Source organism: Microbacterium caowuchunii (assembly GCF_008727755.1).
In the GTDB taxonomy this organism is placed as follows: Bacteria; Actinomycetota; Actinomycetes; order Actinomycetales; family Microbacteriaceae; genus Microbacterium; species Microbacterium caowuchunii.
In genome coordinates, this window is the sequence record NZ_CP044231.1 from 1935250 (window position 1) to 1949656 (window position 14407).

A 14407-nucleotide genomic window follows, 5' to 3' on the forward strand; every position below is an offset into this window, starting at 1 on the left:
ACTCACCCCACGGACAATGTGACGCAGGAACCTGCGTCCGGTGCCGCGACGGCTCCAGCAGGTCGTGACGGCAAGCCGCTCGGCGGACGCTTCGTCGGCGCTGCCGCCAACTACCTCGACGAGCGCACGAGCCTCTCCGGGCTCGTCAAGGAGCTCGGTCGCAAGATCTTCCCCGACCACTGGTCGTTCATGCTGGGTGAGATCGCGCTGTGGAGCTTCGTCGTCGTGCTGCTGTCGGGCACGTTCCTGACGTTCTTCTTCGAAGCCTCGATGGTGGAGACCCACTACTACGGCGCCTACGAGCCGATGCGCGGCATCGCGATGTCGGCGGCGCTCGAGTCCAGCCTGAACATCTCGTTCGACATCCGCGGTGGTCTCCTCGTCCGCCAGATGCACCACTGGGCGGCCCTCGTGTTCGTCGCGGGCATCGGCGTGCACATGCTGCGTGTCTTCTTCACCGGCGCATTCCGCAAGCCGCGCGAGCTCAACTGGGTCATCGGCTTCATCCTCTTCATCCTGGCGATGGCCGAGGGCTTCACCGGCTACTCGCTCCCCGACGACCTGCTCTCGGGTAATGGCCTCCGCATCATCGACGGCATGGTCAAGGGCATCCCGCTGGTCGGTACCTGGATCTCGTTCCTCCTCTTCGGCGGCGAGTTCCCCGGCACCGCGATCGTCGGACGCCTCTACACGCTGCACATCCTGCTGCTGCCGGCGATCCTCGTGGCGCTCCTCGCCCTGCACCTCGTGCTGATGATCATCAACAAGCACACCCAGTTCGCCGGGCCCGCGCGCACGAACAGCAACGTCGTCGGTTACCCGATGATGCCGGTGTACATGTCGAAGATGGGCGGGTTCTTCTTCATCACGTTCGGTGTGATCGTGCTGATCGCCTCGCTGTTCACGATCAACCCGATCTGGAACTACGGCCCGTACGACCCGTCGCCGGTGTCCGCGGGTACGCAGCCGGACTGGTACATCGGCTTCGCCGACGGTGCCCTCCGTCTCGTTCCCCCGGGCTGGGAGTTCGTGCTGTTCGACCGCACCTGGTCGTTCAACATCCTCGTCCCGCTCGTGGTCCTCGGCCTGTTCATCGTCCTGGCACTGATCTACCCCTTCATCGAGGCGTGGGTCACGGGCGACAAGCGCGAGCACCACATCGCCCAGCGCCCGCGCAACGCCGCCACCCGCACCGCCATCGGTGCCGCCGGCGTCACCTTCTACGCCGTGCTGTGGGCGGCCGCATCCTCCGACATCATCGCGACGCACTTCTGGGTCACGATGGAGGGCGTCATCCACACGCTGCAGGCACTGCTGATCGTCGGCCCCGTCATCGCGTACTTCGTCACCAAGCGCATCTGCATCGCGCTGCAGAAGAAGGACCGCGAGATCGCGCTGCACGGTTACGAGTCCGGCCGCATCGTCCGCCTCCCCGGTGGCGAGTACATCGAGGTCCACCAGCCGGTCGACGAGTTCGACCGCTGGAAGCTCATCGACAACGAGGTGAACGAACCGCTGGTCGTCCGCCCCAACGCCCAGGGCCGTATCCCGTGGCACGAGAACCTCCGGGCCTCGCTGTCCCGCTGGTTCTTCGAGGACCGCCTCAGCCCGCTGACGCAGACCGAGCTGGACGAGGCCGTGGCGCACCAGCACCACGCTCTCGAGCACATGGATGCCGAGGAGACCGCGGAGATCGAGGGCGCGACCGCCCGGGCCGAGGCCGAGGGACGTCCGACCGTCTCGCTGCACGACAAGGCCGAAGCCGAGTTCCCCTCGCCCAAGCGGCTGGACGAGCTCAACAACCCGAAGGACGGCGACGCTCCCCGCTGAGCCTGTTCCTGAAGAAATGCCCCGGTCTTCGGACCGGGGCATTTCTCGTATCCGGAATGTTCATGTCTGTAACATTCCCGTCATCGTGCCCGGATACGTTTACGGGGTGCGAGTGATCATCATCGGCGCAGGTATCGGCGGAACGAGCGCGGGCATCGCCCTGCAACGGCTCGGCCACGACGTGCGCATCTACGACCAGATCCGTGAGAACCGTCCCGTGGGAGCCGCGCTCTCCCTGTGGCCCAACGGGGTGAAGGTGCTCAACTGGCTCGGTCTGCGGGACGAGGTGGCGGCACTGGGCGGCCGTATGGACACCATGGCGTACACCGATGGGCACACGGGCGAGACGATGTGCCGGTTCAGCCTCTCCCCCGTCACCGAGCAGACCGGCCAGCGCAGCTACCCCGTCGCCCGCGCCGACCTGCAGGCGCTGCTCATGGATACCGTGGGCGCGGCCAACATCCACCTCGGGATGCGGATGACCGGGATCGCGGAGAGCGACGATGAGGTGACCGTCACCTTCGAGAACGGGGAAACGGCGACCGCCGACCTCGTGATCGGCGCCGACGGCGCACGCTCCGCGACGCGGGACTACGTCCTGGGCGAGCGCATCGAACGCCGCTACTCCGGCTACACGAACTACAACGGGCTCGTCCCCATCGATCCGCGCATCGGTCCGGCGGATCAGTGGACGACGTACGTCGCGGAGGGCAAGCGGGTCTCCGTGATGCCGGTCGCCGGTGAACGCTTCTACTTCTTCTGCGACGTCCCGCAGCCCGCGGGACTCCCCTACGAACGCGCCGACGGCATCGCTCCCCTCCGCCGGGCGTTCGCCGGGTGGGCACCGGGAGTGCAGGCGCTGCTGGACGGCATCGACAGCGACGCCTCCTTCAACCGCGTCGAGATCTGGGACGTGGATCCGTTCCACACCTGGTCGCGCGGGCGGGTCGTGCTCCTCGGCGACTCCGCGCACAACACGGCGCCCGACATCGGTCAGGGCGCGTGCTCCGCGCTCGAGGACGCGTTCGTGCTCGGCCTCGTGTTCGCCACGACCTCCCTCGGGGTGCTCGATGCGCTGCAGCGTTATCAGAGCGCGCGCACGCAGCGCGCAGCCGATCTCGTTCTCCGCGCACGCAAGCGGGCCACCGAGACGCACGGCTTCGATCCGGAGATCACCGAGCAGTGGTACGCGGGCCTGCGACAGGAATCGGGCGAGAACGTGATCCGCGGCATCCTCGGCAACATCACCGACAGCCCCGTCACGATCGGCGGGCTGCTCTCCTAGAAGGCAGGAATCGCACGAGACCTGACGGCCGCCGCCTCCCCCGATGGGGAGCGGCGGCCGTAGTCTCGAGCACATGACGGACGCCATCGCCTATTTCACCGCGAAGCTCACCCATGAAACCGACCCCTCGGATGTCTACTCCGCTCAGCGAGCCGGCGAACAGGTCACCCTCATCGACGTGCGGGACGTGGACGCCTGGACGCAAGGACGCATCCCGGGGGCCGTGCACATGCCCTATCGGGAGATCGCGAGCCGTGCGCCTGCCGAGATCCCCGCGGGGACCCCGGTGATCGTCTACTGCTGGAGTCCCGGTTGCAACGGTGGCGCGAAGGCGGCGCGGGAGTTCGCGGTGCTGGGATACCCGGTGAAGGAGATGATCGGCGGCTACGAGTACTGGGCGCGGGAGGGACAGCCCACCGAGTCGGATGAGGGCGCGTTGCCGCGCACCTTCGACCCGCTGGTGATGACCGTGCGCGCCTCTCCGGGCGTCACGCGCTGACGTCGAGGTACTCCTGGAAGAGCTCCGCCGCCGAACCCGCGAATGCGGCGTTCTCGCGACGGTCGAACTCGCCCGCGACCACGTCGCACACGACCGCGGTCGCGTTGTCCCGTGAGCCGGCATCCAGTGCCAGCCGGACCAGGGCGGATGCCGCGGCCGCCAGCGGGCGGTTGCGGAGCAAAGCCAGGCCGATCTCCTCGTCGTCCAGGTAGTCGCTGACACCGTCGCTGCACAGCAACCACCGGTCCCCGACGACGGGTTCGCGGTCGCTGACCGTGATGACATCCTCCTCGCCGCCCGCGAGGGACGCCGTGATGATGTTCCGGCGGGGGTGGGACGCTGCGGCCTCCGGGGCGAGCAGACCGCGATCGACGAGCGCCTGCACGTAGGAATCGTCACGGGTCTGCCGCTCGAGCTGAGCGTGACGGAGCAGGTACGCGCGCGAGTCCCCCGTGTGCGCGAGCAGCACCCGCCCGGCCGGCGTCACGAAGATCCCGGTGAACGTGGTCGCCATGCCCTGCAGCGCGGGATCCCGGCGGACGTGGGCGCGGAGGTCCCAGTTCGCCTCGCGGATGCGCACCACGAGTTCGTCGGCATCCTCGATCCGCACGTGTTCCGGAACGAGCCGATGCACGAAGGCCGCCGAGGCGAGGTCACCGGATGGGCCGCCACCGACGCCATCGGCCACTGCCGCCCCCCAGGACGCCGTGAAGGCGGCGTCCTGGTTCGAGGTGCGGTAGTGGCCGATGTCGGAGACGACGGCGGTCTGGAGCCGGACCGGCACGTTCAGCGTGCGAAGTATCCGCGGTAGTACTCGAACACCCAGCCGACGATCGCGACCGCGAAGATCGCGAACCCGATCGGCACCATCCAGGTGCCGACGGCCAGCCCGATCACGGCGACCGCGGCAGAGGCCGCGAGCACGATCGGCCACCAGGACCACGGGCTGAACTCGCCGAGCTCGGGGTCGCCGTCATCGATGTCGGCCGTCAGGGTGTCCTCGGGCAGCTCGCCGCCCTGCGCCTTGTGCACGCGGGACGTGTAGAAGGCGATCATCGCGGACATCAGCGCGCCGAACAGCAGCGCGATCGATCCGACCCACTCGATGGCGTTCGGCCACGGCAGGTCAGGGTTGGCCAGGATGTTCCAGCCCGTGTAGACCACGCAGATGAATGCGAAGAAGACGACGAGGATCCACCAGAGATTCGTGTTGGTCCGCATGACCTACTTCACCTCTCCTTCGGAGACATCGACAACGGGGGCATCGGGCGCGTCCTTCGCGGGGCCCACACCGACGGGCACAGCGGCCTCGGGGTGGTTCAGGTCGAAGGCGGGGCGCTCACTGCGGATACGCGGGATCGAGGTGAAGTTGTGCCGCGGCGGCGGGCAGGACGTGGCCCACTCGAGCGAGGCACCGTATCCCCACGGGTCGTTCACCGTCACCTTGGGGGCCTTCCGGGCGGTGATCCAGACGTTCAGCAGGAACGGGATCATCGACGCGGCCAGGACCATCGATCCGATCGTGGACACCTGGTTCTGCCAGGTCCAGCCATCCGCCGCCGAGTAGTCGGCGTAGCGGCGGACCATGCCGTCCACACCCAGCCAGTGCTGGATCAGGAACGTCATGTGGAAGCCGACGAACAGCAGCCAGAAGTGGATGTAGCCGAGGCGCTCGTTGAGCATCTTGCCGGTCCACTTGGGCCACCAGAAGTAGAACCCGGCGAACATCGCGAAGACGACCGTGCCGAACACGACGTAGTGGAAGTGCGCGACCACGAAGTACGAGTCGGAGAGGTGGAAGTCCAGCGGGGGCGACGCGAGGATGACGCCGGTCAGACCACCGAAGACGAACGAGACCAGGAATCCGAGCGCGAACACCATGGGCGTCTCGAAGGTCACGGACCCTCGCCAGAGCGTGCCGATCCAGTTGAAGATCTTCACCCCTGTCGGCACCGCGATCAGCATCGTCATCAGCGCGAAGAACGGCAGGAGCACGGCCCCGGTGACGTACATGTGGTGCGCCCAGACCGCGATGGACAGGACGGCGATCGCGATGGTCGCGTAGATGAGGGTCTTGTAACCGAAGATCGGCTTCCGGCTGAACACCGGGAAGATCTCCGAGACGATGCCGAAGAACGGCAGCGCGATGATGTACACCTCGGGGTGACCGAAGAACCAGAACAGGTGCTGCCAGAGCAGCACACCACCGTTCTGCGGATCGTAGATGTGCGCACCCAGCACGCGGTCCGCTGCCGCCGCGAAGATCGCCGCCGCGAGGACGGGGAACGCGAGCAGGATCAGGATGCTCGTGACGAGCGTGTTCCAGGAGAAGATCGGCATGCGCCACATCGTCATGCCCGGGGCGCGCATCGTGATGATCGTGGTGATGAAGTTCACCGCACCGAGGATCGTCCCGAAACCACTGATGCCGAGACCCAGCATCCAGAGGTTTCCTCCCGCGCCTGGCGTGAACGAGGCACTCGCCAACGGTTGATACGCGAACCAGCCGAAGGAGGCCGCGCCCGCCGGGGTGAGGAAGCCGGAGATCGCGATGATCGAGCCGAACAGGAACAGCCAGAAGGCGAACGCGTTCAGACGCGGGAACGCCACGTCCGGCGCACCGATCTGCAGCGGCAGGATCGCGTTGGCGAAGCCCGCGAACAACGGCGTCGCGAACATCAGCAGCATGATCGTGCCGTGCATCGTGAACAGCTGGTTGTACTGCTCCTTGGTCGGGACGATCTGCATCCCCGGCTCGAACAGTTCAGCGCGGATGATGAGGGCCATCACGCCGCCGAGCAGGAAGAACAGGAAGGAGGCGATCAGGTACATGTACCCGATCGTCTTGTGGTCAGTGGAGGTGATCCACTTGACGATGATGTTGCCCTTCTGCTCGACGCGCGAAGCGCTGAGCAGGGCAGCCTGACGAGGAGGCAGAGTCGTCGGACGGGACGAGCCCTTCTCCTCAAGCGGAAGCGTCGTCGCCATGATCACTCGTCTCCCTCGGCGGTCGCGCCGGTACCGGGCAGATTGTTCAGCCGGTTGTAAGCGTCCTGAATGTTCCCGGTCTGGCCCTTGTCGCGGAGCGTGTCCAGGTAGTCCTCGTACTCGGCTTCGCTGACGACCTCGACGTTGAACAGCATCATCGAGTGGTACTCACCACACAGCTCGGCGCACTTGCCGGCGTACGTTCCCTCGCGGGTCGGGGTGAAGGACCAGTAGTTGTCGCGCCCGATGTACATGTCCTTCTTGTAAAGGAAGTCGATGATCCAGAACGAGTGGATGACATCGCGGGACTCGAGCTTGATCTTGACGGTCTTGTCGACCGGCAGCACCAGCGTGGGCAGCAGCGCCTCGTCGACGTCACCGGCGGCGTTGGTCTGGGCCTGGATGCCCATCGTCCACACGGCGTCGTCGGCGTCTTCATCGTCGCCGTTGTACTGGAAGTCCCACGCCCACTGCTTGCCGATCGCGACGACCGACACGTCGGGGTCATCGGTCTGCGTCTCGAGGATCGCCTGGTCGCGCGCCGTGAAGGCGAAGAAACCGATCACGAGGATCAGCGGCACGACGGTGTAGAAGATCTCGATCGGCATGTTGTAGCGCAGCTGCACCGGCAGGCCGGTCTGTCCCTTGCGGCGACGGTAGGCGATCATCGCCCACAGCATCAGCCCCCAGGTGACGACACCGACGGCCAGCAGCACGATCCAGGAATTGACCCAGAGACCGGAGACCATTTCGGTGTGGTTCGTGGCCGGAGTACCGTCCTCCACGAAGCCAGGCAGGTAGCCATTCAGTTCGGTCGGGGTGCATCCGGCAAGGATGACGGCCGACGCGATCCCCAAGGGGAGAACTGCCCAGCGGGTTCGACGTTTCGAAGGCACGGCGCACCTTTCAGATCACGGATGAAGCCCCCTCAGTCTAGAGCAACCTCACACCTGATTCAGGCCATGCACCCAGCCGGCGAAAACGCGTCGGCGCGGTCCAGCCCCGGAATTCCGGGCCGAACCGCGCCGACGCGCGAGAAGAGAATTCGTCAGTGGAAGCTGTCACCACAGGCACAGGAGCCGGAGGCGTTGGGGTTGTCGATGGTGAAACCCTGCTCCGAGATGGTGTCCTTGAAGTCGATGGTCGCGCCGTCGAGATAGGGGACGCTCATGTCGTCGACGATGACCTCCACCCCGTCGAAGTCGACCGTCTGGTCGCCGTCGAGGTAGCGCTCGTCGAAATAGAGCTGGTAGATGAGGCCGCTGCATCCGCCCGGCTGGACGGCGACGCGCAGACGGAGGTCGTCGCGCCCCTCCTGCCCGAGCAGGTGCTTCACCTTGGCGGCGGCCGCGTCGGTGAGCGACACACCATGGACGTTCGTGGCCTGGTCGGGCGACAGTGAGGTGTCGGTCATGGCTCTCCTTCGGTGAAGCCCCGCCTCGATCGGCGGGTCGTGTCGATTCTACGATGCCTGACGGCGCCGGGCACGGGAATCCTCAGATCGTCCGGGAGTCGAGCTTCTCCAGCAGCAGCGCCTCCGCGTGCACGGCGTTGCGGAAGGTCTCCAGGTGCAGGGACTCGTTCGGGCTGTGCGCTCTCGTGTGCGGGTCCTCGACGCCCGTCACCAGGATCTGAGCCTCAGGGAACCGCTCGGCGAGGTCGGCGATGAACGGGATCGATCCGCCGATACCGATCTCCAGCGGCTCCACGCCGTATCCCTCGGCGAGCGACGTGCGGGCGAGATCGACCGCCCAGCCCCCGGTGTCCGCCAGGAAGGCGTCGCCGCAGTCCACGTCCGAGAACGTCAGCTCGGCACCGAACGGCGCGTGGGCCCGCAGGTGCTCCTGGATCGCCGCGTACGCCTCCCGGGCGGACTGCCCCGGGGCCACGCGCGCGGAGATGACGACCGAGATCTCCGGCGCCAGCGTGTTGGATGCGGCCGCCACGCTCGTCGCGTCGATCCCGGTCACCGTGATGGAGGGCTTGTTCCAGATCCGGCTGAGGATCGAGCCGCGTCCGATCGGACGAACGCCGTCGGGCAGTCCGGCCTCGTCGCGGAGCGTCTGCTCGGTGTACTCCGGGGTCTCGGCGTCACGCTCGGCGAGCCCGGCCACGGCGACGGCGCCATCGTCGTCCCACAGGGTCGCGAGCAGCTTCACCGTGGCCATGAAGGCGTCCGGCACCGCTCCCCCGAACATGCCGGAGTGCGATGCGTGTTCCAGGGTCCGCACCGTCAGCGTGAAGTGGGCGTTGCCGCGCAGCGACACAGTGAGAGCTGGCGTCGTCGTGTCCCAGTTGCCGGAATCCGCGACGACGATGACGTCGCTGCGGAGCGATTCGAGGTTGTCGGCGAGGAACTGGCCGAAGGAGCGGGAACCGAACTCCTCCTCCCCCTCCACGAAGAGGGCCACACCCAGCGAGAGGTCGTCGCCGACCGCCTCCCGGATCGCGCGGAGGGCGGCGATGTGCACCATGACACCTGCTTTGTCGTCCGCCGCCCCGCGGCCGTACAGGCGTCCGTCGCGCACTGTGGGCTCGAACGGCGGCGTCTCCCACAACGCCTCGTCGCCGGCCGGCTGGACATCGTGGTGCGCGTACAGCAGGACGGTGGGACGCCCGTCGCGCGCCGCGCGCGTGGCGAGCACCGCGGGCTGGCCGAGCTCATCGGTGCCAGGGATCGCGGAGCGCGTCACCTCCACCCGGTCGAAGACACCGGTGCCCTCCGCGAGTGCCGCGATCGCCTCCGCGCTGCGCTGCACCTGCGTCTGGTCGAAGGCCGGCCACGCGACCGAAGGGATGCGCACCAGTGCACCCAGATCGGCGAGGGCGGAGGGGATTCCCGCAGCTACCGCGTGGTCCACGGCACTGTTCCGGGGTGTCTCGGAGGTCATGCGGGTAATCTTATGGCGCACCCCTTCCCGCCTCACCGAGGATCTCCCGTGGCCAAGACTTCCGCAGACTCCGCTCCGCACGATGCCGAGAGCACCCCCGCCAGCGGAAAGGGGCGTCCCACGCCCACCCGCGCCGAACGCGAAGCGGCCCGCAAGCGGCCTCTCGTCGCGGACACCAAGGAGGCGAAGGCGCGTGCCCGCGCCGAGCTCGCCGCCCGGCGCGAGAAGGCCCGCATCGGCATGGCCGCCGGTGACGAGCGCTACCTGCCGGTGCGCGACAAGGGCCCGCAGCGCCGCTTCGTCCGCGACTTCGTCGACTCCGGATGGCACGTGGCCGAGCTCATCATGCCGGTGATGATCGTCGTCCTGCTCCTGATGTTCGTCAACATCCCGTTCCTGCAGTTCTACTCGTACATCGCCCTCTGGGGCTTCATCGTCATCGCGGTCCTCGACATGGTGCTCACCTCCGTGCGCGTCAAGAAGGCGGCTCGCGCGAAGTTCGGCGCCGACCGCATGGAGCGGGGCCTCGGCTGGTACGGCGCGATGCGCACGGTCCAGATGCGCTTCATGCGCCTGCCGAAGGCCCAGGTCAAGCGCGGCCAGCGCCCCGAGTAGACCTCACGTCACGTTCAACGCCCCGATCGCGCCTGCCGCGGTCGGGGCGTTCTCCGTCTGCGTCGCGCCCCCGCCGGCCACTCCCCTCTTTCCGCGAGACTGCATAGCAACCACGAGACAGCGGCTGGTTACGTCCGTCTCGTGGTGTGCCTGCAGTCTCGCGGGAGAGAGGCGGCCCGGGGGCGGGGGCGGGGCGGGAAAGGGATCAGCGCGAGCGGCGGGCGAGGCCCCGGTTGATCTGCCGCCCCCAGAACGGGCCGCGATAGAGGAACGCGGTGTACCCCTGCACCAGGTTCGCTCCCGCATCCAGGCGCTCCTGGACATCCGCCGCGGTCTCGACGCCGCCGACCGAGATCACGCAGAAATCGGCGGGCACCACGCGGCGGACGATGCGGAGCGCCTCCAGGGAACGCGCCTTCAGCGGTGCACCGGAGAGTCCCCCGGCGCCGGCCGCCGCGACCACGTCCGCGGGAGTGGTCAGCCCCGCACGGGAGATCGTCGTGTTGGTCGCGATGACGCCGTCGAGTCCCAGCTCCACGGCCAGCAGCGCGACGGCCTCGATCTCGTCGTCGTCCAGGTCCGGCGCGAACTTCACGAGCAGCGGTGTGGTGCCGGAAGCCGCATGCACGGCCTCGAGCAGCGGGCGGAGGGTCTCCACCGCCTGCAGCCCGCGCAGTCCCGGCGTGTTCGGCGACGACACGTTGACGACCAGGTAGTCCGCGAGCGGCGCCAGCATCCGGGCACTGCGGACGTAGTCCGCGGTGGCGTCCGCGACGTCCACGACGCGGCTCTTGCCGATGTTCACACCGATGACCGGGCGCTTCCGGCGGCGCCGCAACGCGGCGAGACGCCGTGCGGCCGCCTCGGCGCCGCGGTTGTTGAAGCCCATCCGGTTCACGACGGCGCGGTCAGGGATCAACCGGAAAAGGCGCGGGCGAGGGTTGCCGTCCTGCGGGATCGCGGTGAGCGTGCCCACCTCGACGTGGCCGAAACCGAGCGCGTAAAGTCCCATCGCGCCGACCGCGTCCTTGTCGAATCCGGCGGCGATGCCGAACGGAGACTCGAACTCCAGCCCGAGGGCGCGTGTGCGGAGCCCCGGAGCGGGCGCCGTGACGGTCCGGGCGAGAGCCGTGAGCGGACGGACGCCCAGCATCCGGATGACCCGCATCGCCGCATGGTGCGCCGATTCGGGATCCATGCGGGACAGGAGGTGGCGGAACAGGAGGGGATACATCGTCTGCCAGGTTATCGGTCAGCGCGCGCCCGGCCGAACCGCTTCACTCCCCCGGGACGGCGTGCAGGCGCCGCTCCCGGTCCGCGCGCAGCTGCTCGATGGACGACTCGAAGTCCTCGAGGGAGTCGAACGCCTGGTAGACGCTGGCGAAACGGAGGAAGGCCACCTCGTCCAGCTCGCGCAGCGGTCCGAGGATCGCGAGGCCGATCTCGTTGGTGTCGATCTGCGAGGATCCGGTCTGTCGCACCGCCTCCTCGACCTTCTGGGCCAGTACCGCGAGGTCCGCATCCGTCACGGGGCGGCCCTGGCAGGCCTTGCGCACGCCGGACATCACCTTCTCGCGGCTGAAGGGCTCGATGACCCCGGAGCGTTTGATGACGTTGAGGCTCGCGGTCTCGATCGTCGAGAAGCGTCCTCCGCACTCGGGGCACTGGCGGCGGCGGCGGATGCTGAGCCCGTCGTCGCTCGTGCGGGAATCGATGACGCGGGAATCGGGATGGCGGCAGAAAGGGCAATGCATGACAGCGCCAGGTTATCCCTCGAACCGGGCTTCGACCGCCTCGCCATGCGCGGGAAGCGCTTCCGCCTGGGCCAGTGTGACGATCGCGTCGCGCACCTCGGCCAGCGCGGCCCGGTCGTACTCGACGACCTGCTGCGGCCGGAGGAAGGTCGCGGCGGACAGACCCGGCGCATAGCGCGCCTGGCCTCCGGTGGGAAGGACATGGTTGCTGCCGGCGAGGTAGTCGCCGAGGCTGACCGGCGCGTGGTCACCCACGAACACCGCGCCGGCGTTCACGAACTCGTCCGCCCGCGGGTCCGCCAGGTGCAGTTCGAGGTGCTCGGGGGCATACGCGTTGCTGAACGCGGTGGCCTGGGCGAGATCGTCCACCAGCACCACCGCGGACTGCGGACCATCGAACGCCGCGGCGATTCGCGCGGCGTGACGCGTGCGCGGCGCACGCGCGGCGAGCTCCGCGTTCACGGCCGCGGCCAGCTCCGCGGACGGGGTGACCAGAACGGCGGAGGCCTGCTCGTCGTGTTCCGCCTGGCTGATGAGGTCCGCGGCGACCAGGCGCGGGTCCGCCGTGTCGTCGGCCACGATGAGGATCTCGGTCGCTCCCGCTTCCGCATCCGTGCCGACGACGCCCGCGACGGCGCGCTTGGCGGCGGCGACGAAGTTGTTGCCCGGGCCGGTGACGACATCCACCGGGTCGAGCCCGAGCGAGTCGACCCCGTACGCGAAGGCACCGATCGCGCCGGCCCCGCCCATGGCGTAGACCTCGGAGATGCCCAGCAGGCGGGCGGCGGCGAGGATCACCGGGTGCACGCGGCCGTCCTGGTCGCGCTGAGGAGGCGAGGCGAGCGCGACCACCTCGACGCCCGCGACCTGCGCGGGGACGACGTTCATCACGACGCTGGAGGGGTAGACCGCCTTGCCGCCGGGGACGTAGACGCCCACGCGGCGCACGGGCTGCCAGCGCTGGGTGACCCGGGCGCCGGGACCGAGTTCGGTGACGACCGGTGCCGGCACCTGCGCTGCGGATGCGGCACGCACGCGGACGATCGCCTCTTCGAGTGCCGCGCGCACCTCCGGGTCCAGTCCCGCGAGCGCGTCGTCCAGGTGCGCGGCGGGAACCCGGATGGCGTGCCCGGAGACTCCGTCGAACTGCTCCGCCTGGGAGCGCAGAGCGTTCTCGCCCTCCGCGGCGACGTCGTGCACGATGCGGGCCGCGGTGGTGAGGGCGGAGTCGCGGGCGAGTTCGGCCCGCGGAACGGCGGCCAGAAGCTCGGCCGGGGACAGAGTCCGGCCCCGGAGATCGATCGTGCGAAGCATGCCTCCAGGTTACCGGCTACGGCGGGGCCCGGTTCCGGGCCCGCGCCGCAGCCGCATCCTGGAGGCATGCGGGCGAAGCGGTCGGCGTCAGCCGCGCGTGACCCCGGTCACGTCGTGGAGGTAACCGATGCGGCCGTCCTCGTGACGGATGACGAACACTTCACCGCGGTCCTCGATGACGAGGGCCCAGGCGGTCGGCCCGACCGTGAACAGCGGGGCACCCGAGTCGTCCAGCACGTCGCGGTCGACCGGGGACAGGGCCCAGAACGGCTGCATCGGGTCGTTGGGGGCCGGAGTGGACAGGACCTCCGTGGCCGGCTCCGACTGGTCGCCCTGGAGCTGGTCGACGAAGGCCGAGAACCCGCCGGTGTCGTAGGCGGACGTGTCGGAGGTGTCGGATGCCTCGGTGGCCTCCGAAGACTGCGGTGCACCCTCGGCGAACGGGTCGCTCTGGGCATACGGGGCGCCCTCTCCGTACGAGGTGCCGTCGGCATACGGGGCACCCGCGTACGGGGCACCCTCGGGGTGTGTCGCACCCGTGGCGGGGACGGCGGCGGGCACGGCCGCTGCGTCCGGAGCGGGCGCATCGTGCGCTGCCGGACGAGGACGCTCGCGCAGCGGGCGCGGCGCGACCGCGCGCAACGGACGGGCGTTGCGGTGAGCGGGGATCTCGGTGCGCCCGATGAAGTCGTCGCGCATGACGGGCAGCAGGGGCCCGAACACGGTGAGGGCCACGCCCGCCAGCATCAGCACCAGCTCCGCCCACGGCACCCAGGAGTGCACCCACAGACCGGTCTCCGCGCCGAAGGCGATGATGTCCCAGACCATCTGGAGCCACACCATGGCCGCGACCGAGAAGGCCACAGAGGCGAACTGGTCGATGCCCAGCGATCCGACCCGGCGGATGCCCTGCGGCGAGAGACGGCGCAGGACGATGAGGAACACCGCGACGGTCGGCACGCCGATCGTCAGCACCCAGAGCAGCCCGGAGGTCCAGACGGAGGCGAAGTCGACGGCGCGCAGCGAGAAGAACGAGAAGAGGAACGCGAGGACCCAGATCCCGACGAGGGCCACTTCGCGGATGGAGAAGGGTCCGACGCCGTACTGCACGGGCGGTTCGGACTCGGAGCGTTCGGCGACGTCGGGCTCGCCGATCCCGTCCTCGAGGGGCGGATCGGGATGGCGGGGGGATTGTTCGTCGGACATGTCGCTTCCTTCCGGGCACGAGGCC

Annotated in this window: 14 protein-coding genes; 4 read left to right on the forward strand and 10 right to left on the reverse strand. The window is 68.6% G+C overall.

The features are described from left to right. Positions 1-18 precede the first annotated feature (18 nt). The 3 genes from qcrB (at position 19) to F6J84_RS09320 (ending at position 3614) form a co-directional block, all read left to right on the forward strand. Positions 19-1830: a cytochrome bc1 complex cytochrome b subunit gene (qcrB, locus tag F6J84_RS09310; RefSeq protein ID WP_150891870.1), complete on the forward strand. Its 1812-nt coding sequence runs from the start codon at positions 19-21 to the stop codon at positions 1828-1830. 85 nt (positions 1831-1915) lie between these two features. Continuing rightward, positions 1916-3115 carry an FAD-dependent urate hydroxylase HpxO gene (gene hpxO / locus F6J84_RS09315; protein WP_238702439.1) on the forward strand — a complete coding sequence of 400 codons (1200 nt, stop codon included), beginning with the start codon at positions 1916-1918 and terminating at the stop codon, positions 3113-3115. A gap of 73 nt (positions 3116-3188) precedes the next feature. After that, the gene (locus F6J84_RS09320) at positions 3189-3614 is read left to right on the forward strand and encodes a rhodanese-like domain-containing protein (protein WP_150973222.1); all 426 of its coding nucleotides are present in this window, start codon (positions 3189-3191) and stop codon (positions 3612-3614) included. On the opposite strand, the gene F6J84_RS09325 is transcribed toward F6J84_RS09320, so the two are convergent. From F6J84_RS09325 to F6J84_RS09350, 6 genes are all read right to left on the reverse strand, one after another. Then, entirely contained in the window at positions 3604-4398 is a 795-nt protein-coding gene (locus F6J84_RS09325; protein WP_150891743.1) for a PP2C family protein-serine/threonine phosphatase, read from the reverse strand. The genes F6J84_RS09320 and F6J84_RS09325 overlap by 11 nt on opposite strands. Before the next feature lie 2 nt (positions 4399-4400). Continuing rightward, on the reverse strand, positions 4401-4835 hold the full coding sequence (gene ctaF, locus F6J84_RS09330; protein ID WP_150973224.1) for an aa3-type cytochrome oxidase subunit IV: 435 nt from the start codon (positions 4833-4835) through the stop codon (positions 4401-4403). Positions 4836-4838: 3 nt separating this feature from the next. Beyond that, on the reverse strand, positions 4839-6602 hold the full coding sequence (ctaD, locus tag F6J84_RS09335) for an aa3-type cytochrome oxidase subunit I (protein WP_150973226.1): 1764 nt from the start codon (positions 6600-6602) through the stop codon (positions 4839-4841). A 2-nt stretch (positions 6603-6604) separates the two neighbouring features. Then, positions 6605-7498, reverse strand: a complete 894-nt coding sequence (ctaC, locus tag F6J84_RS09340) for an aa3-type cytochrome oxidase subunit II (RefSeq protein ID WP_150973228.1) — start codon at positions 7496-7498, stop codon at positions 6605-6607. Positions 7499-7650: 152 nt separating this feature from the next. After that, positions 7651-8016, reverse strand: a complete 366-nt coding sequence (gene erpA / locus F6J84_RS09345; RefSeq protein ID WP_150891747.1) for an iron-sulfur cluster insertion protein ErpA — start codon at positions 8014-8016, stop codon at positions 7651-7653. 82 nt (positions 8017-8098) lie between these two features. Beyond that, the gene (locus F6J84_RS09350; protein ID WP_150973230.1) at positions 8099-9493 is read right to left on the reverse strand and encodes a dipeptidase; all 1395 of its coding nucleotides are present in this window, start codon (positions 9491-9493) and stop codon (positions 8099-8101) included. 48 nt (positions 9494-9541) lie between these two features. On the opposite strand from F6J84_RS09350, the gene F6J84_RS09355 reads away from it, so the two are divergent. After that, positions 9542-10108: a DUF3043 domain-containing protein gene (locus F6J84_RS09355; RefSeq protein WP_238702441.1), complete on the forward strand. Its 567-nt coding sequence runs from the start codon at positions 9542-9544 to the stop codon at positions 10106-10108. Positions 10109-10313: 205 nt separating this feature from the next. On the opposite strand, the gene F6J84_RS09360 is transcribed toward F6J84_RS09355, so the two are convergent. The 4 genes from F6J84_RS09360 to F6J84_RS15700 form a co-directional block, all read right to left on the reverse strand. Further along, complete coding sequence (locus tag F6J84_RS09360) at positions 10314-11342, reverse strand: quinone-dependent dihydroorotate dehydrogenase (RefSeq protein WP_150973234.1); 1029 nt, start codon at positions 11340-11342, stop codon at positions 10314-10316. Between the two features lie 43 nt (positions 11343-11385). Continuing rightward, positions 11386-11862 (reverse strand): transcriptional regulator NrdR, encoded by a 477-nt coding sequence (nrdR, locus tag F6J84_RS09365; RefSeq protein ID WP_150891751.1) that lies wholly within the window; start codon positions 11860-11862, stop codon positions 11386-11388. 12 nt (positions 11863-11874) lie between these two features. Continuing rightward, the gene (hisD, locus tag F6J84_RS09370; protein WP_150973236.1) at positions 11875-13176 is read right to left on the reverse strand and encodes a histidinol dehydrogenase; all 1302 of its coding nucleotides are present in this window, start codon (positions 13174-13176) and stop codon (positions 11875-11877) included. Between the two features lie 87 nt (positions 13177-13263). Further along, positions 13264-14382: a hypothetical protein gene (locus tag F6J84_RS15700; protein ID WP_238702442.1), complete on the reverse strand. Its 1119-nt coding sequence runs from the start codon at positions 14380-14382 to the stop codon at positions 13264-13266. Positions 14383-14407: the final 25 nt, after the last annotated feature.

Bases quoted from the DNA above. Each gene is read 5' to 3' on its own strand.
- F6J84_RS09320 (WP_150973222.1), top strand. From the start codon at position 3,189: ATGACGGACGCCATCGCCTATTTCACCGCGAAGCTCACCCATGAAACC.
- ctaF (WP_150973224.1), bottom strand. From the start codon at position 4,835: ATGCGGACCAACACGAATCTCTGGTGGATCCTCGTCGTCTTCTTCGCA.
- ctaD (WP_150973226.1), bottom strand. From the start codon at position 6,602: ATGGCGACGACGCTTCCGCTTGAGGAGAAGGGCTCGTCCCGTCCGACG.
- erpA (WP_150891747.1), bottom strand. From the start codon at position 8,016: ATGACCGACACCTCACTGTCGCCCGACCAGGCCACGAACGTCCATGGT.
- F6J84_RS09350 (WP_150973230.1), bottom strand. From the start codon at position 9,493: ATGACCTCCGAGACACCCCGGAACAGTGCCGTGGACCACGCGGTAGCT.
- F6J84_RS09360 (WP_150973234.1), bottom strand. From the start codon at position 11,342: ATGTATCCCCTCCTGTTCCGCCACCTCCTGTCCCGCATGGATCCCGAA.
- nrdR (WP_150891751.1), bottom strand. From the start codon at position 11,862: ATGCATTGCCCTTTCTGCCGCCATCCCGATTCCCGCGTCATCGATTCC.
- hisD (WP_150973236.1), bottom strand. From the start codon at position 13,176: ATGCTTCGCACGATCGATCTCCGGGGCCGGACTCTGTCCCCGGCCGAG.
- F6J84_RS15700 (WP_238702442.1), bottom strand. From the start codon at position 14,382: ATGTCCGACGAACAATCCCCCCGCCATCCCGATCCGCCCCTCGAGGAC.